Here is a 24,817-nt window from a genome sequence, read left to right on the forward strand (position 1 = left end):
GGGTGGTCAATGCCCTGACGATTCCTTGTGGTTGTCCAGGGTTTCCAGCAAGGCCACCTGCATGCGCGTGTGCACGCGGATGAACCAGCGCCAGAGCAGCGCCGCTACGGCGGCCGTGACCACGGCGATCAGCACCAGCAACTTGTTGGTCGGCAGAATACTGGCCGACAAGGCTGCCAGCAGCAGGAAAATCACCAGCAGCGAGAGGATCGGGATCACTTCGGCGATCACCCGGCGCACTCGCTGCGTGTGACGGCCCGCCATCTCCGGCTTCACGCCCATCTCCGCCAGCAGCATCGACAGCGCCTTGAGCTTGCGATAGGCGGCGATCAGGAAGGGCAGCGACAACAGCAACGCCCCACCCCAGATCAACGCTTTTTGCCAGCTCGGCTCGCTGATCCAGGCTTGCAGGTACTCCGACATGCGCTCGGCGAAAAACGCGCCCGAAAAGAAGATCGCGATCACCAGCGCCAGATTGACCCCCACCTGCAACAGAATCCGCCGAATCATCGACGCCAGCAGTGCGCCCTCGCCTTGCGGCTGAATGCTGCGCAGCCATTCGCCATACATCCCCAACACGCGGCTCAGGCGCCCCGGCATGACCGCCGCCAGCTTGATCGACAGTGGATCGGCGGCGCGGATCAGGTAGGGCGTCAGCAGCGTGGTAATCACCGATACCGCCACGGCCACTGGATAGAGGAAATTGCTGGTGACCTGCAGCGTCATGCCCAACGCGGCGATGATGAAGGAAAATTCGCCAATCTGTGACAGACCCATCCCGACCCGCAGTGAGGTACGTCCGTCATTGCCGGCGATAAAGGCGCCGAGGCCGCAGGACAACATCTTGCCCAGCACCACGGCCACAGTGATCACCGCGATCGGCCAGGCGTATTGCAGCAGGATCAGCGGGTCGAGCATCAGCCCGATGGCCACGAAGAAGATCGCGCTGAACAGGTCGCGAACCGGCTCGATCAGGCGTTCGATCTTCAGTAACTGCCGGGATTCGGCCATGATCGCGCCAATCAGGAAGGCGCCGAGGACCATGCTGTATTCGAGTTTGACCACCAGCAGGCAGAAGCCGAAACACAAGCCCAGCACGGTGATCAACAGCATCTCGTTGCTTTCGAACTTGGCCACGTAGGCCAACAATCGTGGCACCAGCAGGATGCCGATGACCAGTGCGACGATCATGAACAGCGAGAGTTTGCCGACCGTGGAGAACACTTCGCCCGAGCTGACGGTACCGCTGAGGGCGATGCTCGACAGCAAGGCGATGATGCCGATGCCGAGAATGTCTTCGACAATCAGCACGCCGAAGATCAACTGGGCGAAGCGCTCGTTCTTCATCTTCAGGTCGTTGAGGGCCTTGACGATGATGGTGGTCGAGGAAATCGCCAGGATCGCCCCGAGGAACAGCGAATCCATGGTGTTCCAGTCAAACCAGCGGCCGATTTCGTAGCCGATCCAGATCATCAGCACGATTTCCAGGAACGCCGCGATAAACGCCGTGGCCCCGACCTTGAACAGCTTGCGCAGGCTGAACTCCAGGCCCAGGCAGAACATCAGGAAAATCACCCCGAGTTCGGCGAGGGTCTTGATCGTCTCTTCGTCGTGGATCAGGCCGAACGGCGGGGTGTGCGGGCCGATGATGAAACCGGCGACGATGTAGCCGAGGACCACCGGTTGCTTGAACCGGTGAAAGAGCACGGTCACCACACCTGCGACCAACATGATCACTGCCAGATCCTGGATGAAACTGATGGCATGCATGGTATGGGGCTCCTTGAAATCGACTTCCCGGAGCGTAACACCGCGACTTCCGGCAGAAAGGCGGTGCAATATATGGAAACAGATCGATCCGCGCGTGACGGCAGCCCCCTGCCCGGCGTCCCGATAACTGTTGGTTTTGAAAAGCCGACCACGCACCCGCAGAGGTGCGCTCCCGAAATCCTGCCTTGACCCGTGAGAACGCTATGGAACCCGGAAACGCCCAACTGTCGATGACGGTATTGATGACCCCCGACATGGCCAACTTCTCTGGCAATGTCCACGGCGGCACCCTGCTCAAATACCTCGACGAAGTGGCCTACGCCTGCGCCAGCCGTTATGCCGGCCGCTACGTGGTGACCTTGTCGGTGGACCAGGTGATTTTCCGCGAGCCGATTCATGTCGGCGAGTTGGTGACCTTCCTGGCGTCGGTCAACTACACCGGCAACACCTCGATGGAGGTGGGTATCAAGGTGGTGACCGAAAACATTCGCGAGCGCTCGGTGCGCCACACCAACAGTTGCTTCTTCACCATGGTCGCGGTGGATGACCAGCGCAAACCGGCCGTCGTCCCGCCGCTGCAACCGCAGAACAGCGAGGACAAGCGCCGCTTCATCCAGGCCCAGCAGCGTCGGCAGATTCGTCAGGAACTGGAAAAGCGCTATCAGGAGATCAAGGGCGACGTCTGAAGCGTTTGGCTTGAGATCGCTTTCGCGGGCAAGCCTCGCTCCTACGGATTTGCGTCGTACACATGATGTGTGATCAACCCAAACCTGTAGGGGCGAGGCTTGCCCGCGAAGCTTTTAAAGGCTGATCGGCGTCGCCTCGAACCGCACCCGCGGATGCGCGATCCGGTCCTGCGCCCGCACCAGTTCCAGCTCATAGCTGGCGCAGGCCTGGGTTTCCAGCAGCACTTCATGCACGGCGGCCGCGGTGAATTCGAACGCCGCCACCAGGCTGTCCCCCAACAGCACGCGGGCCAGGAACAGCCCGGACGTCAGGTCACCGACCCCTACCGGCTGACGCGGAAACGCCAACAACGGCCGACGCAAATGCCAACTGCCCTCAGCGGTCACCAGCAGCATCTCGAACACTTCTTCCGGTTTGCCGGGATAGTCCAGATGCTTGACCAGTACTGCCTTCGGACCGCGCGCCAACAGCGCTCGCGCCATGGCCAGGCAATCGAACAACGACTGCGGCTTGCGCCCCGAGAAGCTGTCCAGCTCCAGCTGATTCGGGCACATGAAGTCCGCCACGGCGGCGGCTTCCTCCAGCAGGAAGTCGCTGACCTCGGCCGGTACGCTGCAACCCTTCTCCGGATGGCCCATTACCGGGTCGCACAGGTACAACGCCTTCGGGTTGACCGACTTGATCCGTGCCACGCCAGTAAGGATCGCCCGGCCCTGGGCCGCACTGCCAAGGTAACCGGACAGCACCGCATCGCAGTTGCCCAGTTCACCGATCGCGGCGATGCCTTCCACCAGCTCCGGGATCTGGTGCGGCGGCAGAATTTCCCCCGCCCACTGCCCGTATTGCGTGTGGTTGGAGAATTGCACGGTGTTGAGCGGCCAGACATTCACCCCGACCCGCTGCATCGGGAAAACCGCGGCGCTGTTGCCAGCGTGGCCGAACACCACGTGGGACTGGATGGCGAGCAGATGGGGCGTACGTTTCATGCGGTGAGTTTCCGTAAAACGATTGAAATTCGAGCCGCGCAGTATGCGACTAAACACAGCCTGTACGACAGACCGGCGACACAGTTAAGCTGGCACTATCTTGTTGGAGCACTTTGTTGATGCTGACCCTCGGAAATATCTTCGTGCTAATGCTGCTCGCCACCGGCGCCGCATGGCTGTGGCACAACCACGGCTTGCGCGAGCGCGCGCTGGAGCGGGTCAAGCAGCATTGCGCCAAGCTCGAGATCGAGTTGCTCGACGGCAACGTGGCGCTGAAAAAAATCGGTTTTATCAAAGATGCGAACGGTCGTCGACGGTTGGCGCGTGTGTATAACTTCGAATTCACCGTGACCGGCGAAACCCGCCATACCGGGACCATCACCCAATTCGGTGCGCACAGCGCGCAGATTGAACTGGCGCCCTACCCGATGCCGTTTGACGACACGCCGCCGGTAGTTGAAGTGGTGAAGCCGCGGGGTGAAGTGATTGAGATGAGCCAGTGGCGGCAGGAACACACTAAGTGGCGGCCTTGATTGTCCGGCAGTCGGCAAGTGCTCGTTGCAATGTATCTACATTCTGCGGCTCGCTAAAAATCAGCTCAATCCGCGAATCCTGACGCCATTCGCTCGGCCGCCACTCCAACGCCGAGTTATCCACCGCATTCGCTGAAATCCAACCACCGCCACTGTGGATAACCAGCTTCGCCCGCCGCCAGGCAAGGCTTTCAAGCCACTTGCCGATGAGCGCTGCATCAAACGTCTGGCTCGGGTGCCAACGCCAGCCAATGCTCCAGCCACCCTCCTGTTCCTGACTCAAGCAAATGGGGAACGCGGGGTCGGTCCAGATGGCCGGCATCTGCGCCAATCCCTTGGGCGCGACGAAGTTATCCACACCCGCGACAGCCTGACTCTCAAGCCCCGGCAACTCGCTCAATGGCAAGACCGCTTGCTGCGTCCAATACAGCCGACGTGCTGGCAACTGCCCAATGATTCGCTGACGATCAGTGTCATCGAGGTGTTCTGACTTGTTCAGCAGCAACAAACCCGCGCTGATTAACGCCTCCTGTTGCGCCGCCGGCAACGGTTTCCCGGCCGCCAGCGCCTGGGCATCCAGCACCAGCACACACGGCTGCACCGCCAGCACTCCAAGCCACGGCGCCTCGCTCAACTGCCGCAGCAACTGCGCCGGATGCCCCAGCCCGGAGGGCTCGATAAACAGCCGATCCGGTCGCGCCTTGCGCAGCAACCGCCCAAGGCCGATCTGGAACGGCGCACCATTGACGCAACACAAACAGCCCCCGGCCACTTCGCCCAGTGCGATACCATCGGCGTCCTGGGTCAGCAGCGCGGCATCGAGGCCGATCTGGCCGAACTCGTTGATCAGCACCGCCCAGCGCTCATTCGCCGGCCGCTGTGCCAGCAGGTGCTTGATCAGGCTGGTCTTGCCGGCACCCAATGGGCCGGCGATGACATGAGTGGGGATGTTCTGCAACATGGTCGAAGGTTTCTGAGGAGGTAGAGAATGCGGTTGATGGGATTGTCGTTGCTGTTGGCGCTGGTGTCGGGCGAGGCGCTGGCCCAGGCCTGCGTGGTACATAGCACGGCGGAACGACTCGACGTGAAAGTCTGCCAGCAGAACCGCAACATCCCGGAAAAACTCTTCGCTGACGGCTTCTGCCAGCCGAATCTTCCCGGGCAGAAAGTCGAGGTGCAATACGTCGACCAATGCCCCACCGGCGCTTTCGGGGTGTGCAACAACGCCCAAGTCGCCAATATGCCCTACCGCCAGGATATTCACTATTACGGCGTGGCCACCGATGCGGCGTATTTACAGCCGTTTTGCGAGGCACAGAGCCAGGGTCACTGGCTCAAGCCCTAGGCGAGCCAGTCGAGTGTCAGGATCAACCGACGCTCGCCGGGCGCCGGTTCCGGTGAACGATGGATCAAACCGAAGCCTTCGTTGCCGTGCCACTTCTCGCCTTTGAGCAACGCTACATCGCCGCTGCTGACTTGCTGGATCTGCGACTGCGGTTCTGCTTCCGGTTTGCCCAGTTGCCGGCGATCCATCGCGCCTTCTTTCAACCACTCGCTGCCGACGCCGGCATAAGTGGTGATCAGCCGAACTGGCACGTGATCGACGTGGAAGCGTGGGCACATGGCTTTGTCGAGCACGCGCAGGCGCAGGCCGATGCGCTTGGCGCCCAACAAACAGGCGAAGGCACTGACCAGCCAGGAGACGTCGGTGATAAAACCTTCGTAGCCTTGCAGATCGCTGAAACCTGAAGCCAATCCGCGCAGGTTGGGCTCGGCGTCTTCGCTGGCAAGTTCCAGTGATAGCGATTCGGCCAGGGGCTCGTTCAGCGACAGCAGCAGACGGGCGAAATCGGCGATGTGCACCGGGAGTTGGCGCTGCCAGACGGCGAGATTGGCGTCGTCGTGGAGGATTTTGGTCAGGACTTTCGGGTTGGCGCCGTGGTGCTGGAGAGTTGGCCGAATCAGGGTCAGCATCAGGCAGCCTCTTCGTGCCAAGGGCCAAACGGATCCGGCAACAGGCGCCAGCTCTCGATCCCTTGGGCCATTTCATCGTCGGTCAGCAGGCAGTTATCGAGCTCGGCGGTGAGTTGCGCGAAGTCGATGTTCTGGCCGATGAACACCAATTCCTGGCGGCAATCGCCGGTGCTGGCGGTCCAGTTTTCCATGATTGCGGCAGTGCTTTCTTCATCCTGCGGCCATTGGGTTTTCGGCACAAAACGCCACCAGCGGCCGGCAAATCCATGACGCATCAAGCCGCCGGCCTGGGACCAGCTGCCGGCGTCCATGTGCTTGCTGGCCAGCCAGAAAAAACCCTTGGAGCGCAGCAGTTTGCCGTTGACCCACGGGCGATCGATAAAGCTGAAAAACCGCTGCGGGTGAAACGGCCGGCGTGCGCGGTAGGCTGTCGAGGCGATGCCGTACTCTTCGGTTTCCGGCACGTGCTCGCCGCGCAATTCCTGCAGCCAGCCGGGTGCCTGAGCGGCTTTTTCGAAGTCGAAGCGGCCGGTGTTGAGGATTTTTTCCAGCGGGATTTCGCCCATGACCATCGGGATGATTTCCGCCTGTGAGTTGAGCCGTTCGAGGATCGCGATCAGCTCCTGGCGCTCGCTGCTGCTGATCAAATCGATCTTGCTGATCAGGATGACGTCGGCGAATTCGATCTGCTCGATCAGCAGGTCAGTGATCGAACGCTCATCCTCCTCGCCCAGGGTTTCACCCCGGGACGCGAGGCTTTCGGCGGCCTGGTAGTCGAGCAGGAAGTTCATGCCGTCGACCACAGTGACCATGGTGTCGAGCCGGGCGATGTCGGCCAGGCTCTGGCCTTCGTCGTCACGGAAGGTGAAGGTTTCCGCCACGGGCAGCGGCTCGGAAATGCCGGTGGATTCGATCAACAGGTAATCGAAACGACCCTCTTTGGCGAGTTTGCTGACTTCGTCCAACAAGTCTTCACGCAAGGTGCAGCAAATGCAGCCGTTGCTCATTTCCACGAGTTTTTCTTCGGCGCGGTTCAGGCTGACATCGCGCTGGACTTCGCTGCCGTCGATATTGATTTCGCTCATGTCGTTGACGATCACGGCAACACGCAGGTTTTCGCGATTACGTAGTACGTAATTGAGCAACGTACTCTTGCCGGCGCCGAGAAAGCCCGACAGGACGGTCACGGGGAGACGATGGGGCATCAGGTATTCCTCACAGGATGTGGCCGGTCGACGCCCGTTTGTGGCGTTCGCGCAGCTCTTCACGTTCTTGGGGCACAAGGGCAAGTATGTTTTTAATGTTATAGTATAACAACACAAATAAACCACTCCCCTCTTGTCCGCCAAGACAAAGGGCACGATGCTTGAGCCGTTCGCTCCTCGAGAAATGCCATGGGAAACGCCCTGAAGTGCGCGCTGTTGAGCCTATCGCTATTGATGACCGCCGATGCCTGGGCACAGATCCCGAGCCTGGCCGCCTGCACCCGCAGTGCCAATCTGCTCGCGTGTGTCGATCCCGATGGCAACGCCTACAGCGTCAATACCGTCGGCAGCACGATCTACCTGCGAGGCTTTGAAGTGCTCGGCAAACGCTATTGGGCGCAGACCAGCAGCCGCTACGGGCAACTGACCTTTTTCACCGGCCTCGCCTCCGACGGCGAAGCTTGGGTCGGCTACAGTCGCCGCGTCGGCTGGACCACCATCAATCGGTTTTCCAGCTCCGGCGGCAGCAGTGGCAAGTTCACCTGTAGCCGGATAACGGGCTGCTAGACCCGGGCTTTTTTCTGTTCCTGCTGCCAGGCGATGTAGCTGTTCATCGGCGGGTTCTTCTGGAAATAGCGCTGCAAACCTTCGAACAAACCGTCAGCGACAGCCTGCTGATGCCGCGCCGTGACCAGTCGCTGACTGTCGCGAGCGTTGGAAATAAAGCCGGTTTCCACCAGGATCGACGGCACGTCCGGCGACTTCAGCACCGCGAATCCGGCCTGTTCCACGCGTTTCTGATGCAGCGTGGTGATGCCCGCGAGGCTACCAAGCACGGTGCTGCCCAGTTGCAGGCTGGCGGCGATGGTCGCATTCATCGACATGTCGAGAATCACTCCGGCGAGCATCGGGTCTTTGTCCTTGAGATTGAGCAGGCTGGTTGCACCGAGCAAGTCCGCGCCGTTCTCGCGCTGCGCCATGAACCTGGCCGTGGCCGAAGTCGCGCCGCCTTCGGACAGGCAATACACCGAAGCGCCGGACGCGGAGAGCCGTGGCGCGGCATCCGCGTGAACCGAGATGAACATGTCGGCGTTGTGCTTGCGGGCAATCTCCACGCGCTTGCGTAGCGGGACGAAGAAGTCGTCGTTGCGCACCAGTTTCACGTCGAAGCCCTTCTCGCGTTTCAGTCGTTTGGCCAGCAACTGCGCGATCGACAGCACCACGTCTTTCTCCCGCTCACCTTTGGCGCCGACTGCGCCAGGGTCTTTGCCGCCGTGACCGGGATCGACCACCACGATGATGTCGCGCTTGGGGTGAGCCTTGTCGATGATCGGCGCAGCGGCAATTTGAAGTGGCGCGGCGGTCTTCAGATCGAGCACCAGTCGATGGCCCTGCCCGGCCTGTGGCGGTAGCTGGAAGCTGTTGAGCTGCACCGGTTCGCTGAGGTCGAGGACGATCCGCGTGTCGCCATGCCCGTAATGCCCGGAGCGAATGGAACGGATCACCGTGTTGTTCAGCACCAACTGACTGAAATCGCCGCTGAGACTGGCGCCATTCAGATCGATGATCAGCCGCTCGGGCGCGCTCAGGGAAAACGTCTTGAATTGCACCGGTCCGCTCAGATCGAACACCAATCGCAACTTGTCATCCGAACGCCAGAGCCGTGCGTTGCGTATCTGCGTGGCCGAAACACCAAAGGGTAAAGCGAAGGCCGCGCTGGCCAGAATCCAGTTGAGCAAGTGACGTCTGTGCATGGTGAAAGCCCGCTCGTGAAAAAGGCATCGTCGATTTTAATGTAATAATATAACATGCCAAATCAACTCCCACGATGGACCTGCTCATGAATGCGCTGACTCTGCCGGATATCGCCGCGCAGGCCTCACGCCAAGCCCTGCCACTGGAGTGGGTGGGCATGTGCGGCATTGCTCTTCCTGTTTTATTCGATGGCCAACGGCTGAGTGCGAAGGCGGATGCCGGCGTCAGTCTCGACGATGGAGAAGCGCGCGGTATCCATATGTCGCGGTTGTATCTGGCGTTGGAAATGCTTGAGCAGGGCAACCTCACGCCGGGATTACTGCGCAAAGTGTTGCGGCGTTTTCTCGACAGCCATGAAGGATTGTCCTCCAGCGCTTACCTGAAAATTCACGCTGACTTGCTGTTAAAAAGGCCGGCGCTGATCAGCCCATTGGCGGGCTGGAAAAGCTATCCAGTGAGCATCGAAGCGCGATTGAAAAACGACATGTTCCACGTGGAACTAAAAATCGACGTGGCTTATTCCTCGACGTGCCCGTGTTCAGCCGCGTTGTCGCGCCAACTGATCCAGCAGCAATTCGTCGATGATTTCGTCAACACACCCCTGCAACATGCCGACGTTTTGGCCTGGCTCGGCTCCACAAAAGGTATCGTCGCGACACCGCACAGCCAACGCAGCACCGCTCACTTACAGCTGCGTCTTGACGATTACCTCGACGACTTACCGTTGATTGCGATCATCAACGACGCCGAAGCCGCCCTCGGCACAGCCGTGCAAACCGCGGTGAAACGCGCCGACGAACAAGCCTTTGCCCTGGCCAACGGTCAGAACCTGATGTTCTGCGAAGACGCCGCGCGACGCTTGAACCTGGCCCTGAAACGCTCCCCCGGCATCAACGGCATCCACCTGCGAGTTGTGCACGCGGAAAGCCTTCACGCCCACGACGCCGTTGCCGAAAGTCGCTGGAACTGGGAGTCCGCCACATGATCCGCTGCCAATCCCTACGCTGGGGCGCACCCGGTCAACCGCTCACGCCCGCCGTGGATTTTGAGTTGCCCGACGGCAGCCTGACCGCCGTAATCGGCGCCAACGGCTCAGGCAAAAGCAGCCTGCTGAAAGTCATCGCCGGCCTGCAAAAACCACTGGCCGGAAAAATTGAACTGGATGTTCCCGGCAAGGGCGGCCTCTCGTTCCTGCCCCAGCAACAACACCTGGACCGACAATTCCCCATCAGCCTCCAAGAGCTGGTAGCCGCCGGATTCTGGGGCAGCAAGCAAACGCCTGAAGCGCGCAGCCAAAAACTCAAAGCCGTGCTGGAAGACTGGTGCCTGTCAGGCCTGGAACATCGCCCATTGATGGCCCTTTCCGGAGGCGAATTACAACGCGCCCTGCTCGCCCGTTTGAGTCTCGCCGAAGCGCCTCTTCTGCTGCTCGACGAACCCCACGCCGCCCTCGATGAACTTGGCCAGGAACTGCTGTGGAAACACATCCACGCCTGGCACGCCAACGGTCGAACCCTGGTGGTCGTGTGCCATGACCTCGCCGCCGTGCGCCAACACATCCCCCGAACCCTGCTGATCAAAAGCAGCGGCTGCAGCCTCGGGCTCAGCACCGAGCTGATCCGCCAACAACCGCAAACGCAGGTGGCTTGATGATTGTCGCCGCACAGCTTTGGCAACCGTTCCACGAGTTCGTGTTCATGCGCCGGGCGCTGCTTGGCGGTCTGGTCCTGGCGTGCAGCACCGCGCCACTCGGAGTGTTTCTGATCCTGCGCCGCATGAGCCTGATCGGCGATGCGGTCGCTCACGGCATCTTGCCCGGCGCGGCGTTAGGCTTCTGGTTTGCCGGCCTCAGTCTCCCGGCGCTGACCATCGGCGGCCTCGGCGCCGGCCTGAGCATGGCCGGTCTCGCCGCTTGGATCACCCGCCGCACCGGCCTGCGGGAAGACGCCAGCCTCGCGGCGATCTACCCAATCTCCCTGGCCAGCGGCATCCTGATCCTCGGCATCGCTGGCAAACGCCTGGACCTTTTGCACCTGCTGTTCGGCTCGGCGTTGGCCGTCGATGGCCCGACGTTGACCGGCATGCTCTGGGTCTCCGGCTTCAGCCTGATCGCCATGGCGCTGATCTACAAACCGCTGCTGCTGGACACCCTCGACCCGCTCTTTCTGCAAACCGTCAGCAGTCTCGGGCCACTCGCCCACGGGGTATTTCTGACGCTCGTGGTGCTGAATCTGGTGATCGGTTTCCAGGCCATCGGCGCGCTGATGGTGGTCGGTTTGATGATGTTGCCCGCCGCCGCTTCGCGATTCTGGAGCCGTCGTTTGCCGGTGCTGATGGCCATCGCCGCCATGCTCGGCTGCCTCTCGGTGTGGTTCGGTTTGCTGCTGTCGTTCTACTACTCGCTGCCCAGCGGCCCGGCCATCGTGCTGGTGGCTGGGGGTTTGTATCTGCTGTCCGTGGTGTTCGGTCCGGTGCACGGCTTGCTGCGCCGCCCGCCTTTGCTCACATCCCAATGAGGTGTTTCCCGATGCGCGCTTTACTCGTGCTGTTCAGTTTGATGCTGTCGATGTCGCTGTCCGCCGCAGAAAAACTGCAGGTGGTCACCAGTTTCAGCATCCTCGCCGACATGACCCATCAGGTCGGCGGCGAGCATATCCAGATCACCAACATGGTCGGCCCGGACGCCGATGCCCACACCTACGAGCCGACCCCGGACGATGCCAAAGCGCTGCTCAAGGCCAGGCTCATCATCAAGAACGGCCTCGGCTTCGAGCCGTGGCTGGACCGCCTGGTGACCAGCACCGAAACCAAAGCCCCGGTGATCAGCGCCAGCCACGGTGTGATTCCGCGCTCCCTGGATGAAGACGGCGAAACCGTTCCCGACCCGCACGCCTGGCACAACCTGGCGAACACCGAGTTGTACATCGCCAACATCACCAAAGCGTTGATCGCCGCCGACCCGGCCAACAAAGCCGACTACCAGCGCAACAGCCAGGCCTACCTGAAACAGATCTACGCCCTGCTCGCCGAAGCCAAGGCCAAACTCGGTTCGCTGCCACCGGGTAACCGCAAGATCGTCACGTCCCACGATGCGTTCGGCTATCTCGGCCAGGCTTACGGTATCGACTTCATGGCGCCCCAGGGTCTGTCCACCGAGCGCGAACCTTCCGCCGCCGAAGTCGCAGCGTTGATCACCCAGATTCGCCAAGCGAAGGTCAACGCGGTGTTTATGGAAAACATCAAGGACGCGCGCCTGCTCAAGCAGATTGCCAATGAAAGCGGCGCGCACATCGGCGGCACTCTTTACTCCGATGCGCTCGCGGCAAGCGGCCCGGCCAGCACCTTCGCCGGACTGTTCGAATACAACCTCAACACCCTCTACGACGCGTTGAGCAAGCCATGATCCGCAAGAACCCTTCAGGTCATCTGCCGGTGATTGCGGAGTCCGCGTACGTGGATAAAACCGCGATCATCTGCGGCAAAGTGGTGATCGGCGAGAACGTCTTCGTCGGTCCCTATGCAGTCATTCGCGCTGACGAAGTCGATGCCTCGGGCGACATGGAGCCGATCACCATCGGCGCCAATTCGAACATCCAGGACGGCGTGGTGATCCATTCCAAGTCCGGCGCGGCGGTGACCATCGGCGAGTTCAGTTCCATCGCCCACCGCTCCATCGTCCACGGTCCCTGCACCGTCGGCGACCGGGTGTTCATCGGCTTTAACAGCGTGCTGTTCAACTGTTCGGTGGGTAACGGCTGCGTGGTACGGCACAACTCGGTAGTCGACGGCCGGGACTTGCCCGCGGCCTTCTATGTGCCGTCCACTACGCGAATCGGCCCCGGCACCGACCTTTCGCAGTTCCCGCCGGTGAGCGTCAGCGCCTCGGAGTTTTCCGAGGATGTGGCGCGCACCAACGTTGATCTGGTGCGCGGCTACAAAGCCCTGCAGAACGAGTTCTGACCATGAGCAGCGTGCTGATTCGCAATGCCCGTTTGGTGAACGAAGGTCGCGTGTTTGACGGCGACCTGCTGGTGAGCAATGGCCGCATCGTCAAGATCGCCGGCAGCATTGAAGGCGAAACCGCGCGCGTGGAAATCGATGCGCGGGGCCAATGGCTGCTGCCCGGCATGATCGACGACCAGGTGCATTTCCGAGATCCCGGGGCGCCGGACAAAGGCAGTTTCTACACCGAATCCCGAGCAGCGGTGGCCGGTGGCATCACCAGTTTCATGGACATGCCCAACACCCAACCGGCCACCCTGACCCTCGAAGCACTGGACGATAAAAAGCGCCGCGCCGCGATCAATTCGGTGGCCAACTACGGCTTTCACTTCGGTGTGAGCAACGACAACCTCGACACCGTGGCCGCGCTCAATCCTTGCGAAGTCGCCGGGGTGAAGGTGTTCATGGGCGCGTCCACGGGCAACATGCTGGTGGACGATCCGCGGATTCTTGAACGCCTGTTCGCTGAAGTGCCAACCCTTCTGCTGGCCCACTGCGAACACACGCCCAGCATCGACGCCAATGCGGCCACCCTGCGAGCGCTGTACGGTGAACACCTGCCGGCCGAGGCCCATCCGCTGATCCGCAATGCCGAGGCCTGCTTTCGCTCCTCCTCAATGGCCGTGGACCTGGCCAAACGGCACGGCACCCGCCTGCACGTTTTGCACCTGACCACCGCGTTCGAACTGGCCTTGTTCGAAGACAAACCGCTGAACCAGAAACACATCACTGCCGAAGTCTGTCTGCATCATCTGCTGTTCGATGATCGCGATTACCCGAGCCTGGGCAACCTGATCAAGTGCAACCCGGCAATCAAGTCCCAGACCGACCGTGACGCGCTGCGCCAAGCCCTGTTGAGCAATCGGCTGGACGTGATCGGCAGCGATCATGCGCCGCACACCTGGGCCGAAAAACAGCGGCCTTACACTCAGGCGCCGTCCGGCCTGCCGCTGGTGCAACACGCCCTCCCCGCGCTGTTGGAACTGGTGGCGGATGACGTGCTGCCCATCACCACCCTCGTGGCCAAGACCAGCCACCGGGTCGCCGATCTGTTCGCGATTCCCGACCGAGGGTATTTGCGCGAAGGCTATTGGGCGGACCTGGTGCTGATCAAATCCGAGCCCGACGGCGTCGCCGTGTCCCAGCATCCGATCCTCTCGCAGTGCGGCTGGACACCCTTCGCCCAGCATCGTTTTCGCTACAGCGTCAGCACCACCCTGGTGTCGGGGCAAATTGCCTGGCACGCCAATCGTCTACATGACAGCTGCCAGGGTTTGCCCCTGCGCTTCATGCGTTAACACCCCAGTACCGAGAACCTGACCATGATCCACATCACCCTGCCCGACGGCTCACTGCGTGAATACGATCAGCCGCTGTCCGTGTACGAACTGGCGGCGAGTATCGGTTTCGCGCTGGCCAAAGCGGCTGTGGCCGGTCGGGTGGACGGCGTGTTGGTGGACTGTGGGTTCATGCTCCAGGGCGATGCGCGGGTCAGTATCGTCACGCCTCAGGAGCCCGATGGGCTGGAGATCCTGCGCCGTTCCTGTGCGCTGATGCTGGCCATGGCGGTCAAGCAACTGCACCCCAGCGTGCTGTTGCTCAAGGGGTCGGCAATGGGGGACGGGTTCTTCTATGAGTTTGCGTTGCAGCGGATGTTAACGGTGGCTGACCTGACACCGATTGAGGAGAGGATGCGCACGCTGGCCGCGACCAACCATTCCATTCGACAGCGGCCTCTGTCCGCAACCGAACAGCATTCGGTGTACCGCCTCGGCGACGGTGAATACTTGTCCAAGGGACCGCACGTTCCTGCCACCCGAGTGCTGCAAGCTTTTACCCTGGATCATGTCGGAGGCACGTCGCTGCAACGGATCTACGGCACTTGCTGGCCCACCCAACAGGAACTGGAGCAATGGCAAGTACCGCCTCAGGTGATGGTGGTGAACATCGATGAACGCCAGATCGATTACACCCAGTCGGTGACCGAGCAGCTGCGACGCAGTGGCGTGCGTGCCCATGCGGATCTGCGTAACGAGAAGATCGCTCACAAAATTCGCGTGCACAGTGAACGCAACGTGCCGTACCTGCTGGTGGTCGGAGCGAAGGAAAAGGACGGGGGGTTTGTCAGCGTGCGCAGTTGTGGCGGGGAGGATTTCGGGCGGATGCGGATTGATGAGGTGTGCGGGTTTTTACACCCTAAAGATTGTGGAGTTTGAAGGGACGCCTTCGCGGGCAAGCCTCGCTCCTACGGACATCACCGTCCGTATGAGCAAAGCTTGCTCGCGATCGCTTTTAGGCTCTCGGCTTAACAGTCCCGCAATCCTGCCCCAGCCAAACGGCGCGGGTATCCAGACTGCCCTTCTGCTGAATCCCGGTCGCATTGAACGTGCCGTTCACCTTGGTGGTGAACTCACGATCGCTGAGGAACGTCGCCACACCCGCACCCTGCGCTTTCGGGCAACTGAAGCGGAATTTCCACTGGTTACCGGTGCGATCCGTGATTTCCTGCTTGCAGCCCGATTGCGGATCGGTCAGCGGAATGTTGTCGGAGGCAACTTGCGCCTGCGTCAGGCACGCACGAATCCCTTTGCCACCCATGGTGATGCCCTGCTTCTCCAGCTGCGCCCGTTGTGCCGGGGTCATCTGGCCCTGCAACTGACCGAGGATCAGTTGCAGATCCGGCAGGTTCTGGTCATCGACTTTCATGTTGCTCGTGGTCAATTCCCACAAACCCGGTTGCAGCATCTGCGCCTGAGCCGCCACAGGAAGGGACAAACCAAGGGCCATGGCCAAACCCAGCAGACGAACGTTCATCGAGTAACTCCTGATCATTAGTGGCCGTTAGACGTCAGCCACGGGCTTCGGTTCATGGGCCAATTAAATAGCGACATTCTGCACGGAACATGGTCTGTTACGTATTGAATCTTCAGGAGCAAGGTTGCCCCATGGATTATTTTGGACCGCATGTTTTCGGATACCTGATCGCGCTATTGCACACGCTGGGCCTGATTGCCGCCATCCACGCCGTGTTGACCGTTCGGACCGCCCAAGGCTCGATCGCCTGGGCCCTGTCGTTGCTGTTCATTCCCTATCTGACACTTATCCCGTACCTGGTCTTCGGCCGCAGCACCTTCGATGGCTACATCAAGGCGCGGCGCCAGGCCAACGAGGAAATGCGCAAGGCCATCTCCGAGCTGAACTGGCGTCCGTGGGTCGAAGAAGCCCTGACCGCCCGCGCCTCCAATGCCTACGCCTCCTTGCGGGCGATGCCGAAACTGGGGCGCATGCCGTGCCTGGCGAACAATGAAGTGCGCCTGTTGATCAACGGCACGGCGACCTTCGAGGCGATTTTCCAAGCTATCAGCCATGCCAAAGAAGCCGTGCTGATCCAGTTCTTCATCATCCACGACGACCGACTCGGCCAGCGCCTGCAAAGCCTGCTGCTGAAAAAAGCCGCCGAAGGCGTGGCGGTGTACCTGCTTTACGACCGCATCGGCAGCCACTCGTTGCCCCACAGTTACGTGCAGCCGTTGCGTGATGCCGGTGTCGAGGTCAAGGCGTTTGCCACCCGCAGCGGCTGGCTCAACCGTTTTCAGGTCAACTTCCGCAACCACCGCAAGATTGTGGTCGTGGACGGTGTGCTCGGTTTTGTCGGCGGGCACAACGTCGGCGACGAATACATGGGCGAGAAACCGCCCCTGGCGCCGTGGCGCGATACCCACGTGCAAGTGAGCGGACCGGTGGTGGCATGCATGCAGGAATCCTTTGCTGAAGACTGGTTCTGGGCCGCCCGCACCTTGCCGCCGCTGATCCTGCCAGACGTCTACCCGGACGACGGCGTGCTCTGCCAATTGCTCGCCAGCGGTCCGGCGGATTCCTACGAAACCTGTTCCCTGTTCTTCGTCGAAGCCATCCACGCGGCGACCGAGCGGGTATGGATCACCAGCCCCTATTTCATTCCGGACGAAGCCGTTTTCGCAGCCTTACGCCTGGCCGTACTGCGCGGTGTCGATGTGCGATTGCTGCTGCCATCGCGCCCGGATCACCGCATTGTCTACGCCGCCTCCAGCCTCTACGCCTTCGAAGCCGTGCGCGCAGGCGTGCGGGTGTTCCGTTATGAACCCGGTTTCCTGCATCAGAAAGTGGTGTTGATCGACAGCGAAATCAGCGCCATCGGCAGCGCCAACCTGGACAACCGTTCGTTCCGGCTGAATTTCGAAGTGATGCTGCTGACCGTCGACAGCGCGTTTGCCGCCGAGGTGGAACAGATGCTCAACGACGATTTCGCCGTTTCCCACGAAATCGCCAAAGAAGAAAGCCGGGAGACCCACCGCCTGCAACAGATCGGCATGCGGGTCGCCCGGCTTATTTCCCCGATTCTCTAAGGGTTGTAGATGTCGTCACGGGTCCAGGGCAGTTCATGGCTGCCGTCCGGGTGCGCTTTGACCGCGAGAATCTGGTGCAGGTTGATCCAGCCCTTGGCGAACGCATACGCGCAGCCGGCCAGGTACAGGCGCCAGATCCGCAGCGCCTGTTGCGGCACCTCTTTGGCGGCGGCTTCGAGGTTGTCTTCCAGGCGTTCGCTCCAGTGGTCGAGGGTGCGTGCGTAATGCAGGCGCAGGCTCTCGACATCGACGATCTCCAGGCCGGCTTCGCTGATCTCGGCAGAGATCATCGACAGGTGCGGCAGCTCGCCGTTGGGGAACACGTACTTCTCGATGAAATCGCCGGCACCGCGTCCCACGGGACGGCCATCGGTGTACTTGGCGGTGATCCCGTGATTCATCACCAGACCGCCCTCCTTCACCGCGCCGAACAGGATTTTGCAGTACTCGGCCAGGTTCGCATGACCGACGTGTTCGAACATGCCGACGCTGACCACTTTGTCGAAACGCCCGTCCTGGGGCAGATCGCGATAGTCGAGCAGTTGAAGCTCAATCAAATCCTCCAGGCCTTCTTCTTTAACCCGTTCGCGGGCCAGGGCCAGTTGCTCTTTACTCAGGGTGATCCCGAACACCTTCGCGCCAAATTCCCGGGCCGCGTAGCGTGCCAACCCACCCCAGCCGCAACCGACATCCAGCAGATAGTCACCCGGTTGCAGGCGCAGCTTGCGGCACAGGTGGCGGAATTTGGCTTGCTGGGCTTGCTCCAGGGTTTCACTGCCGGTTTCGAAATAGGCGCAGGAATAGGCCATGTCGCTGTCGAGCCACAGCTGATAAAACGCATTGGAGAGGTCGTAGTGGTAGGAAATCGCCTTGGCGTCGGTTTCCTTGTCGTGGGCCAGGCGCACCGGCTGACTGTCGGCCTCGCCCAACAAGGCCTGACTCCACTCATCGCAGACGCGGATCACGTCGCTGATGGAGCCTTCAAGCTCAAGTTTGCCTTCGACAAACGCCGCTCCCAGCGAATCAAGGCTTGGGTGGGTCAACTGGGTAACCATCTGTGGGTCCTTTACCACAATGGTGACGCTGGGCGTCGGGCCCAGATTGAATTCATGGCCATCCCAGAGTCGCAGACGAAGCGGTAACTGCAGATTCTGTAAGGCCGGTGGAAGTTGCGCGAGCATGGAAAATCCCCCCTTATTTCAGACGTCTGATGTGAGGGTAGACCATCCTAGAAAAATAGCTGGCTATCGATTTAATAGCCTTTTTCTATATAGCTCGCGACGCTTCGAACCGCCGTCGTGATCTGAAAACCAATGGTCCACACCTAGATGACTACGAAGTGAGCACACAGTTCTAAAAAGTTTAGAGCGCCGATATCTCCCGGTTTAGAGCGTTCCCAAAGGGTATATCAGACTTCATCTTTCAATTTGAGCAGCGGCTCCTGAAACCGCAGCAACCGTCCGGCGTTGCCCAATACCAAGAGCGTGCTCAAGTTGTGCAGCAACGCGGCAATCATCGCCCCCGCTGCGCCGAGCCAGCCGAATGCGGCGAAGGCGACGATTGCCAGGGTCCAGCCTAATCCGATGATCACGTTGACCTGCAACGTCTGCCGGCACTGGCGACTCAAACGCACGCAAGTGCCGAGCCGGCGCAGGTCGCTGCCGATCAGCACAATGTCCGCCGAGGCCAGCGCAATGTCCGCCCCGCCGGCACCCATTGCCACGCCCACAACGCCGGCCTTCAGCGCCAGGGAGTCGTTGATACCATCGCCGACCACCATCGGCCGGAAGCCGTTGCCGATTTCCGTCATCACCCGATTGAGTTTGTCTTCGGGCAAGGCCTGGGCTTCGACGTCGCTGATGCCGACGTCCCGGGCCAGGGTATGCGCGACGCTTTGCCGATCCCCCGTGAGCAGCAACTGCCGTCCCAAACCCAGCTCGCGCAATTCATTCAAGGCAAAGCGTGCTTCCGGTTTGATCGTGTCTGCCAGTAGCAGCCACGCGAGGAATTCGCCATTGAGTGCCAACCCGGCAATCGGCCCGTCGTGATCGGGCACGGCCGAAGTGGCGATGCCCAATTGTGCGAACAACTCCGGACGCCCGAGCGCCGCTTCGCCCTGTTCGGTCATCGCCACCACGCCCAACCCCTGGCGCTCGTGAATGTCCGAGAGCAGCAGGAAATGCTCCTGCGTCACCAGACTGGCCAACGCGCGACTGACCGGGTGACTGCTCGCCGAGCCCAGACTGGCCGCGAGTTTGAGTACGTGGCTGCGATCTTCCAATGGACTGTCGATGGATTGCAGGCGCAAGGTGCCGAAGGTCAGCGTCCCGGTTTTATCCACCACCAGTGACGTCAGGTCCGCCAGCTCTTCGAGGAACGCCGAGCTGCGAATCAGGATCCCGTGACGCGCCGCCACCGCCACCCCGGCAATCGCCGTGGCCGGTGCCGACAACACCAGCGCACAGGGGCAAGCGGCGACCAACACCGCGAGCATCGCCTGCGCATCGTTGGTCACGAACCAAGTCACCGCCGCCAGCAACAACACCAACACCATGTAGCTGCCGGCGTAACGCTCCAGCAAACGGGTGATCGGCGGCTTGGAACGTTCGGCACTTTGCATCAGCGCGATGACTTTGCCGAGGGTCGATTCGTTGCCGGTGCGGGTCACTTCAATGCGCAGCAAACCATCGAGGTTGATCGCGCCACCGAACACGGTCATGCCGACCACCGCCTCCAACGGCACCGACTCGCCGGTAATCGATGCGGTGTCGAGGCTCGCCTGACCGGACAACACTCGGCCATCCGCCGGCACGCGATCGCCGGCGCGCACTTCGACAATATCGCCGGCCTTGAGCGTGCCGTTATCGACTTCGACAATGGCCCCGTCAGCCTGCACTTTGCGCGCGTGACTGCGGGTCAGTTTGCCGAGGGCATGAATCGCTTCCTGGGAACCGATCACGCTGCGCTCTTCCAGCACGTGGCCGAAGATCATGATGATCGGCAGCAACGCGGCGGTGAGCAAATCACCGGTGGCCCAGGCGCCGAGCATCGCCAGGGCGATCAACTGATCGGTGATCCCGTGCAGGCTCAGGTAACGCAAGCTGTACCAGGCCGAGCGCATCACCGGCACGGCCACCAGGATCGAGGCAAAACCCAATAGCAATTGGCTGACGCCGGTTTGCTCCGGCGAGACCCAACGCCAGATCAGCCCCAACGCGAGCAAGCCCAGGGCAAGCATGGCCAGGGTCAGTTGGCGCGCGGCGCTGCGTTGCTCGGCCGAGGACAACATGCTCGGTGCGGCGGCGGTTTGGGCGGTCATTGTGCAGCTCCCTGAATGATCAGGCGGGAATCGTCTTTCGGATCGACCGTGGTCACCGAGCCGGCCTGACCGAGAATCTTCGGCATCCGCTCACGGTAAATGCGCAGGAGCATTTGCGGGTCGGTGCCCTGCTGTTGCGCCTGAGCCAGACTCAATACCGTGGCGGTATCGGCCGACGCTTTGGCCAGTCGTTCACTGGCTTGGGCATGGGCAACCTGCAGGGTGCGGTCGGCTTGTTCGTTGGCGGTCTGGGTGAGCTTCTCGGCGTCGGTGCGAGCGTTGGCCACGGCTTTGTCGGCCTGCTGACTGGCAGTGAGTACGGCGTTGAACGCATTCACCGCCGGGCCGGGCAGACTCGATTGCACATCGACCCGGGCGACTTCAATACCAATCCCCTGCCCCGTCGCAGTCAGTTCGGCGAGGCGTTGATTGATGCTTTGCACCAAGTCACCGCGCAGGCGTTCGCGGCGTTCGGCGGCTTTGTTGTCGGTACCGATCAGTTCGGGGCGCGCCACCAGGATGGTGTCCAAGTCGCGAGCGGCAGTGAGCGCCACCGCGCTGCGCGTGACCAAGCGATCCAGCGCCGGCAGCACATGTTCGCCTTGCAGCACGAACGCGTACGGCTCGGTGACTTTGTAAAACACCCGCACATCCAGTTGCACCACACCGGCATCACCGGTCAGCAGATAACCGGAGCCGGCGAGTGCATCACTCAGCGGCGTGGCAAACGTCGCCACCCGATCCGCCTGTAACGCCACATCACTGCGCAGCAGATTTTCCACTCGACGCTCAATCACCCGATCCGCTGCCGGCAACAAAATCACCTGCTCAAACGGACGCGGCCACGCCAACAACAGACCGGCATTCTGAATGCGATCCAGCGCACCAAAGTGCAACACCACGGCGCGATTCTGCGGATCAATCTGCCGCACATTGGAGAATGCCCACGCCAAAGCCGCCAGCACCGTCACCGCGTAAAGCGCCAAAAACGCCAGACGCCCGGCCTGAATCCAGGGACTGCTTAACTCATTTGTTCCACGTGGAACCAAATTCATGGCTGCGACCCGGACTTGTTATCAAGGCTCGGCGGGCCGTCCACCAACACGCGGAATGGGGCGGCATCGGTGCGCAAAATCAGTTTGGTGCCCGGTGAAACAATCGTGCCCAAGGTGTCGAGGGAGCGCAGCAAGTTGTAGAGCTGCGGCGATCCGGCGTAAGCGTGGCCATAAATCTGTGCGGCTTCGACCCGGGATTGCGCCTCGATGTCGGCGGCTTTCACCGTGGCATCGGCCTGCACAATGCGCGCGTCCCGTTCGGCGGCAGAACGGATTTGCGCCGCTTCGCGTTTGCCGATGGCCGTGCGTTCGGTGGCGATTGTTTCACGCTCGGCGCGCATGCGATCGACGGTGGCGGTCAACGTCACGGAGGGCAACGTCAGGCGTTCGATGCCGACTTGCAGCACGCGCACGCCATAGGTGGTGAGCAACTGCTGATCGATTTGCTGACGCAACTGCGCTTCAAAATCGGCGATGTGCACTTGGTTGGCATCGGTGTTCACCAGGTTGGCCAGGTCAAAACTGCTGGCGGTGGTTTCCAGCGCGGAACCAACAAACGTGCGAATCTGCCGCGCCGCTTCATCCGGCTGGTTCTGCACTGCGCGCATAAAGCGCTGCACGTTGTCCGGGTCACCCTGCACCTGCCACGCCACGTACGCCTGCACGATGATGCGCAAACCGTCCCGCGTACCGACATCCTGCAAACCGCTGGACGTCGTGCGCAGGCGCAAATCCACCGGAATCGCCGCTTCAAACGGCGCCGGCCAACGCCAGCCCAATCCCGGTTCCAGCAACACCCGCGACGGATTGCCGAAACGGGTGATCACCGTGGCCTCCCCCGAACGCACTTGCACCAGGCTCGCCGCCGCAATGGCGAACGCCACCAGCAACGCCGCCCAGCCCATGCGTCGCCACGGGAATGGACCGGCTTCCTGGGGATCACCGTGGTGATGGTGATGATGACCGTGGTGATGCCCGCCGTGGCCGTGATCGTGGCCAGTGTGGTCATCGTGATCGTGAGTATTCGACTGGCTCAATGGGTGGCTCCTGGCTGAGCGGTGTTACGCGGCGACGCAGGGTCAGCCGGCAGCGTGAACGTACGCAGGTCAATGGTCGGCGCGTTGCTGCTGCCGCCCAGGCGATGATCGAGCACCAGCAACTTGGCATTGGCCAGGCCCTGGGTCAGTTGACTGAAATACTGCTCCAGCACAAAGGCCTGGCCGGCGCTGGCGTAGGCTTTGCGTTCGGCACTGAAGCGCAGGTCGGACGCCTGGGCCGTCGCGTTGATTTCCCGGGCGCTGGCGGTGGCTTGATCGCGGGCGATGCTGGCTTGCATCTGCGCCTGGTTGCTGGCTTGCGCTGCCGCACCGCGCTCACGCGAGATCAACGCTTGCGCACCGATCTGCGCCGCTTGCACCGCGTGATAGGCATTGGCGGCGCCGGCCGGCGGGTGAATCGCCTCGACCACGGTGGCGAGAATTTCCACGCCGCTGTCGAGTTTTTTCAGGTCAGCCTGCACGGCGCGACCGATCTCTTCGCCCAGCCCTACCCGGTCTGCACCGAGCAAACCGTCGAGGGTGCGCGAGGCGAAGTCGTGCACCAGAATCCGGCTGGCGGTGCTGCGAATCAGCGTCGGTACATCCGCGCTGTTGTAGGTCGCGGCCAACGCGTCCTTGTCGTTCAAGCCGATGCGATACACGAAACGCACGTCCATGTTGACGATCTGGAAGCTCTGTTTGTCGGCGCGGCTGCTGGCAATGACCTGGGATTTATCGTTCACATGACTGGCATCCCACAAGCGATTGGCAATCGCCGGCGCCGGGCCTTCTGCCGGTTCGAGCACCACGGGCGTGGTGGCTTCACCGCTAGTGGCCAACTCATGGACCACACCGTTCTCGACGCTCAGCACCCGGCCCAACGGCCACGGCAAACCGGCGTGCAAACCGGGACCGAACACCTCCACCGGTTTGCCGAAACGCTCGTAGATGCCACGCCCTTGCAGCGGTATTTCATGAATCCCGGTCAGCGCCCAACCAACCATCGCCACCACCGCCAGCACCGGCAAGAAGGCCCGGCGCATGTAGGTGAAGGCCCAGATTTGTCGCAGATCGATGCCGAAGCGGTTATGCAATTCGTGCTGCAAGGCCAGCAACGGTTGTGGCGGCCAGCGCAGCATGTCCGCGACAAAGCTGCGCGCCAGCAATGACGGTTCGAGTTGTTCCCGTTGCGGACTGAACAGCGACAGCACCGCGCGCAGCAACAATTCGATCGCCACCAGCCCCGGCAGCAAACCGATCAATACCGCCAGGCGTACCGGCCAGACTGAGGTTTCATTGCCGAACAGCAAGCACAGCGCGCTCAGGACCAGGCCGATAATCGCGACGCGCGTGAGCTGCGCCAACGCCCCGGCTTCGGGCCATTCGGCGCTGTTTTCCTGAGCCAGTTGACGTTCCAGCACCAGCAGACCGAACGCCAGCAGCAGCGACAGCACCGCGCCGACACTGGCGGACAAGCCCAGCGCTGCGGGGGTCAGCGCCAGGTTCCAGACCTGGCCGATGCTGTACAGCGTCAGCACGCTCCAACCGGCCAGCCACAACGTCGGCGCACCGATCTGCCCCAGCAGATGCACCCAGCGCTGGCCGATCCGGTCCAGCAAGCGTTCGTACCAACCTGCCGGCGCGACCACTTCTTCCTCCACAACCACCGGCGTCGACACCACCGGACTCATCGCGCGAGCTCGCCATTGCGTCACCCACCACGCCGATTGCAAACCGGCGACCAGCACCAGCAACCCGCCGCTCTGGTTGACCAACAGCGCGCCCCACAGTGATTGCGGCGCAAACAGCGCGACAAAAAACGCCAGTACCAGCCCAGCCGCCGCCAAAGCGCTCAAACCGATGGCGTACTGACGCAACCGTCGCCCGTGGAACAACGCCTGCTGAAAGCGCGGCAGCCCGGCTACTTGAGTTCCATCGACATCAAGATCAACTTGCATACCACCCCAGTGTTTATCGTTGCTGACGTCAAAGCCCGTCACATCTCGTTACCTTATAACGAAAGGCGTGAAATTTCCGTTCTAAATCGCTCTATCTAAAGGTGCACAACCTGTCGCTTGGCTGAAGCCTTGACCGAAATACCGTTGAGCG

General features: G+C 61.4%; 24 protein-coding genes. 12 read left to right on the forward strand and 12 right to left on the reverse strand.

Annotated features, from left to right (window positions below):
• Positions 1–6 precede the first annotated feature (6 nt).
• Positions 7–1,770: a cation:proton antiporter gene (locus ACY4LX_RS00790; RefSeq protein ID WP_463258920.1), complete on the reverse strand. Its 1,764-nt coding sequence runs from the start codon at positions 1,768–1,770 to the stop codon at positions 7–9.
• Positions 1,771–1,973: 203 nt separating this feature from the next.
• Between ACY4LX_RS00790 and ACY4LX_RS00795 the strand changes: the two genes are divergently transcribed.
• Positions 1,974–2,456 carry an acyl-CoA thioesterase gene (locus ACY4LX_RS00795; protein ID WP_028620392.1) on the forward strand — a complete coding sequence of 161 codons (483 nt, stop codon included), beginning with the start codon at positions 1,974–1,976 and terminating at the stop codon, positions 2,454–2,456.
• Between the two features lie 114 nt (positions 2,457–2,570).
• On the opposite strand, the gene pdxY is transcribed toward ACY4LX_RS00795, so the two are convergent.
• Positions 2,571–3,443 (reverse strand): pyridoxal kinase PdxY, encoded by an 873-nt coding sequence (gene pdxY / locus ACY4LX_RS00800; RefSeq protein ID WP_463258921.1) that lies wholly within the window; start codon positions 3,441–3,443, stop codon positions 2,571–2,573.
• A gap of 119 nt (positions 3,444–3,562) precedes the next feature.
• Between pdxY and ACY4LX_RS00805 the strand changes: the two genes are divergently transcribed.
• Entirely contained in the window at positions 3,563–3,976 is a 414-nt protein-coding gene (locus ACY4LX_RS00805; RefSeq protein WP_054048264.1) for a DUF3301 domain-containing protein, read from the forward strand.
• On the opposite strand, the gene ACY4LX_RS00810 is transcribed toward ACY4LX_RS00805, so the two are convergent.
• Complete coding sequence (locus ACY4LX_RS00810; protein WP_463258922.1) at positions 3,960–4,937, reverse strand: CobW family GTP-binding protein; 978 nt, start codon at positions 4,935–4,937, stop codon at positions 3,960–3,962. The genes ACY4LX_RS00805 and ACY4LX_RS00810 overlap by 17 nt on opposite strands.
• Positions 4,938–4,964: 27 nt before the next feature.
• Between ACY4LX_RS00810 and ACY4LX_RS00815 the strand changes: the two genes are divergently transcribed.
• On the forward strand, positions 4,965–5,321 hold the full coding sequence (locus ACY4LX_RS00815; protein WP_149659392.1) for an NADH:ubiquinone oxidoreductase: 357 nt from the start codon (positions 4,965–4,967) through the stop codon (positions 5,319–5,321).
• Here the strand turns inward: ACY4LX_RS00815 and ACY4LX_RS00820 are convergent.
• Both ACY4LX_RS00820 and zigA read right to left on the reverse strand, forming a co-directional pair.
• Positions 5,318–5,950, reverse strand: a complete 633-nt coding sequence (locus ACY4LX_RS00820; protein ID WP_463258923.1) for a DUF1826 domain-containing protein — start codon at positions 5,948–5,950, stop codon at positions 5,318–5,320. The two genes, ACY4LX_RS00815 and ACY4LX_RS00820, sit on opposite strands and share 4 nt — an antisense overlap.
• The gene (gene zigA, locus ACY4LX_RS00825) at positions 5,950–7,155 is read right to left on the reverse strand and encodes a zinc metallochaperone GTPase ZigA (RefSeq protein ID WP_149659390.1); all 1,206 of its coding nucleotides are present in this window, start codon (positions 7,153–7,155) and stop codon (positions 5,950–5,952) included. Before zigA ends, ACY4LX_RS00820 begins: the two co-directional genes overlap by 1 nt.
• Positions 7,156–7,344: 189 nt before the next feature.
• Between zigA and ACY4LX_RS00830 the strand changes: the two genes are divergently transcribed.
• Positions 7,345–7,722: a glutamine synthetase gene (locus ACY4LX_RS00830; protein ID WP_463258924.1), complete on the forward strand. Its 378-nt coding sequence runs from the start codon at positions 7,345–7,347 to the stop codon at positions 7,720–7,722.
• On the opposite strand, the gene ACY4LX_RS00835 is transcribed toward ACY4LX_RS00830, so the two are convergent.
• A complete protein-coding gene (locus tag ACY4LX_RS00835) occupies positions 7,719–8,909 on the reverse strand; it encodes an N-acetylmuramoyl-L-alanine amidase (RefSeq protein ID WP_463258925.1) in 1,191 nt (396 codons plus the stop codon). The two genes, ACY4LX_RS00830 and ACY4LX_RS00835, sit on opposite strands and share 4 nt — an antisense overlap.
• 86 nt (positions 8,910–8,995) lie before the next feature.
• Between ACY4LX_RS00835 and folE2 the strand changes: the two genes are divergently transcribed.
• From folE2 to ACY4LX_RS00870, 7 genes are read left to right on the forward strand one after another with little or no spacing between them, the layout of a single operon-like run.
• Positions 8,996–9,895 (forward strand): GTP cyclohydrolase FolE2, encoded by a 900-nt coding sequence (folE2, locus tag ACY4LX_RS00840; RefSeq protein WP_463258926.1) that lies wholly within the window; start codon positions 8,996–8,998, stop codon positions 9,893–9,895.
• Positions 9,892–10,560: a metal ABC transporter ATP-binding protein gene (locus tag ACY4LX_RS00845; protein ID WP_463258927.1), complete on the forward strand. Its 669-nt coding sequence runs from the start codon at positions 9,892–9,894 to the stop codon at positions 10,558–10,560. Before folE2 ends, ACY4LX_RS00845 begins: the two co-directional genes overlap by 4 nt.
• Positions 10,560–11,426: a metal ABC transporter permease gene (locus ACY4LX_RS00850; protein WP_463258928.1), complete on the forward strand. Its 867-nt coding sequence runs from the start codon at positions 10,560–10,562 to the stop codon at positions 11,424–11,426. Before ACY4LX_RS00845 ends, ACY4LX_RS00850 begins: the two co-directional genes overlap by 1 nt.
• Before the next feature lie 11 nt (positions 11,427–11,437).
• Complete coding sequence (locus tag ACY4LX_RS00855) at positions 11,438–12,313, forward strand: metal ABC transporter substrate-binding protein (RefSeq protein ID WP_463258929.1); 876 nt, start codon at positions 11,438–11,440, stop codon at positions 12,311–12,313.
• Positions 12,310–12,870, forward strand: a complete 561-nt coding sequence (locus ACY4LX_RS00860; protein ID WP_149659383.1) for a gamma carbonic anhydrase family protein — start codon at positions 12,310–12,312, stop codon at positions 12,868–12,870. Before ACY4LX_RS00855 ends, ACY4LX_RS00860 begins: the two co-directional genes overlap by 4 nt.
• A gap of 2 nt (positions 12,871–12,872) precedes the next feature.
• Complete coding sequence (locus ACY4LX_RS00865) at positions 12,873–14,210, forward strand: dihydroorotase (protein WP_463258930.1); 1,338 nt, start codon at positions 12,873–12,875, stop codon at positions 14,208–14,210.
• A 24-nt stretch (positions 14,211–14,234) separates the two neighbouring features.
• Positions 14,235–15,128: a His/Gly/Thr/Pro-type tRNA ligase C-terminal domain-containing protein gene (locus ACY4LX_RS00870; RefSeq protein WP_463258931.1), complete on the forward strand. Its 894-nt coding sequence runs from the start codon at positions 14,235–14,237 to the stop codon at positions 15,126–15,128.
• Between the two features lie 76 nt (positions 15,129–15,204).
• Here ACY4LX_RS00870 and ACY4LX_RS00875 read toward each other — a convergent pair whose 3' ends face one another.
• Positions 15,205–15,726 (reverse strand): DUF3617 domain-containing protein, encoded by a 522-nt coding sequence (locus ACY4LX_RS00875; protein WP_054617102.1) that lies wholly within the window; start codon positions 15,724–15,726, stop codon positions 15,205–15,207.
• A 131-nt stretch (positions 15,727–15,857) separates the two neighbouring features.
• On the opposite strand from ACY4LX_RS00875, the gene cls reads away from it, so the two are divergent.
• Positions 15,858–17,297: a cardiolipin synthase gene (gene cls / locus ACY4LX_RS00880; protein WP_149659382.1), complete on the forward strand. Its 1,440-nt coding sequence runs from the start codon at positions 15,858–15,860 to the stop codon at positions 17,295–17,297.
• Here cls and cfaB read toward each other — a convergent pair.
• The 5 genes from cfaB to hflK (ACY4LX_RS00905) all read right to left on the reverse strand — a co-directional run bounded on the left by cfaB (position 17,294) and on the right by hflK (ACY4LX_RS00905) (position 24,666).
• Positions 17,294–18,478: a C17 cyclopropane fatty acid synthase CfaB gene (gene cfaB, locus ACY4LX_RS00885; RefSeq protein ID WP_149659381.1), complete on the reverse strand. Its 1,185-nt coding sequence runs from the start codon at positions 18,476–18,478 to the stop codon at positions 17,294–17,296. The genes cls and cfaB overlap by 4 nt on opposite strands.
• 227 nt (positions 18,479–18,705) lie before the next feature.
• Positions 18,706–20,616, reverse strand: a complete 1,911-nt coding sequence (locus tag ACY4LX_RS00890) for a heavy metal translocating P-type ATPase (RefSeq protein ID WP_463258932.1) — start codon at positions 20,614–20,616, stop codon at positions 18,706–18,708.
• Positions 20,613–21,671 carry a protease modulator HflK gene (gene hflK / locus ACY4LX_RS00895; protein WP_463258933.1) on the reverse strand — a complete coding sequence of 353 codons (1,059 nt, stop codon included), beginning with the start codon at positions 21,669–21,671 and terminating at the stop codon, positions 20,613–20,615. The genes ACY4LX_RS00890 and hflK (ACY4LX_RS00895) overlap by 4 nt, the downstream gene beginning before the upstream one ends.
• A complete protein-coding gene (hflC, locus tag ACY4LX_RS00900) occupies positions 21,668–22,708 on the reverse strand; it encodes a protease modulator HflC (protein WP_463258934.1) in 1,041 nt (346 codons plus the stop codon). The genes hflK (ACY4LX_RS00895) and hflC overlap by 4 nt, the downstream gene beginning before the upstream one ends.
• Positions 22,705–24,666, reverse strand: coding sequence for a protease modulator HflK (hflK, locus tag ACY4LX_RS00905; RefSeq protein WP_463258935.1), 1,962 nt, complete (start codon positions 24,664–24,666; stop codon positions 22,705–22,707). The genes hflC and hflK (ACY4LX_RS00905) overlap by 4 nt, the downstream gene beginning before the upstream one ends.
• Between the last annotated feature and the right edge of the window lie 151 nt (positions 24,667–24,817).

This window comes from Pseudomonas sp. Emmai, from assembly GCF_055179735.1.

Bases quoted from the DNA above. Each gene is read 5' to 3' on its own strand.
- ACY4LX_RS00790 (WP_463258920.1), bottom strand. From the start codon at position 1,770: ATGCATGCCATCAGTTTCATCCAGGATCTGGCAGTGATCATGTTGGTC.
- ACY4LX_RS00795 (WP_028620392.1), top strand. From the start codon at position 1,974: ATGGAACCCGGAAACGCCCAACTGTCGATGACGGTATTGATGACCCCC.
- pdxY (WP_463258921.1), bottom strand. From the start codon at position 3,443: ATGAAACGTACGCCCCATCTGCTCGCCATCCAGTCCCACGTGGTGTTC.
- ACY4LX_RS00805 (WP_054048264.1), top strand. From the start codon at position 3,563: ATGCTGACCCTCGGAAATATCTTCGTGCTAATGCTGCTCGCCACCGGC.
- ACY4LX_RS00810 (WP_463258922.1), bottom strand. From the start codon at position 4,937: ATGTTGCAGAACATCCCCACTCATGTCATCGCCGGCCCATTGGGTGCC.
- ACY4LX_RS00815 (WP_149659392.1), top strand. From the start codon at position 4,965: ATGCGGTTGATGGGATTGTCGTTGCTGTTGGCGCTGGTGTCGGGCGAG.
- ACY4LX_RS00820 (WP_463258923.1), bottom strand. From the start codon at position 5,950: ATGCTGACCCTGATTCGGCCAACTCTCCAGCACCACGGCGCCAACCCG.
- zigA (WP_149659390.1), bottom strand. From the start codon at position 7,155: ATGCCCCATCGTCTCCCCGTGACCGTCCTGTCGGGCTTTCTCGGCGCC.
- ACY4LX_RS00830 (WP_463258924.1), top strand. From the start codon at position 7,345: ATGGGAAACGCCCTGAAGTGCGCGCTGTTGAGCCTATCGCTATTGATG.
- ACY4LX_RS00835 (WP_463258925.1), bottom strand. From the start codon at position 8,909: ATGCACAGACGTCACTTGCTCAACTGGATTCTGGCCAGCGCGGCCTTC.
- folE2 (WP_463258926.1), top strand. From the start codon at position 8,996: ATGAATGCGCTGACTCTGCCGGATATCGCCGCGCAGGCCTCACGCCAA.
- ACY4LX_RS00845 (WP_463258927.1), top strand. From the start codon at position 9,892: ATGATCCGCTGCCAATCCCTACGCTGGGGCGCACCCGGTCAACCGCTC.
- ACY4LX_RS00850 (WP_463258928.1), top strand. From the start codon at position 10,560: ATGATTGTCGCCGCACAGCTTTGGCAACCGTTCCACGAGTTCGTGTTC.
- ACY4LX_RS00855 (WP_463258929.1), top strand. From the start codon at position 11,438: ATGCGCGCTTTACTCGTGCTGTTCAGTTTGATGCTGTCGATGTCGCTG.
- ACY4LX_RS00860 (WP_149659383.1), top strand. From the start codon at position 12,310: ATGATCCGCAAGAACCCTTCAGGTCATCTGCCGGTGATTGCGGAGTCC.
- ACY4LX_RS00865 (WP_463258930.1), top strand. From the start codon at position 12,873: ATGAGCAGCGTGCTGATTCGCAATGCCCGTTTGGTGAACGAAGGTCGC.
- ACY4LX_RS00870 (WP_463258931.1), top strand. From the start codon at position 14,235: ATGATCCACATCACCCTGCCCGACGGCTCACTGCGTGAATACGATCAG.
- ACY4LX_RS00875 (WP_054617102.1), bottom strand. From the start codon at position 15,726: ATGAACGTTCGTCTGCTGGGTTTGGCCATGGCCCTTGGTTTGTCCCTT.
- cls (WP_149659382.1), top strand. From the start codon at position 15,858: ATGGATTATTTTGGACCGCATGTTTTCGGATACCTGATCGCGCTATTG.
- cfaB (WP_149659381.1), bottom strand. From the start codon at position 18,478: ATGCTCGCGCAACTTCCACCGGCCTTACAGAATCTGCAGTTACCGCTT.
- ACY4LX_RS00890 (WP_463258932.1), bottom strand. From the start codon at position 20,616: ATGACCGCCCAAACCGCCGCCGCACCGAGCATGTTGTCCTCGGCCGAG.
- hflK (WP_463258933.1), bottom strand. From the start codon at position 21,671: ATGAATTTGGTTCCACGTGGAACAAATGAGTTAAGCAGTCCCTGGATT.
- hflK (WP_463258935.1), bottom strand. From the start codon at position 24,666: ATGCAAGTTGATCTTGATGTCGATGGAACTCAAGTAGCCGGGCTGCCG.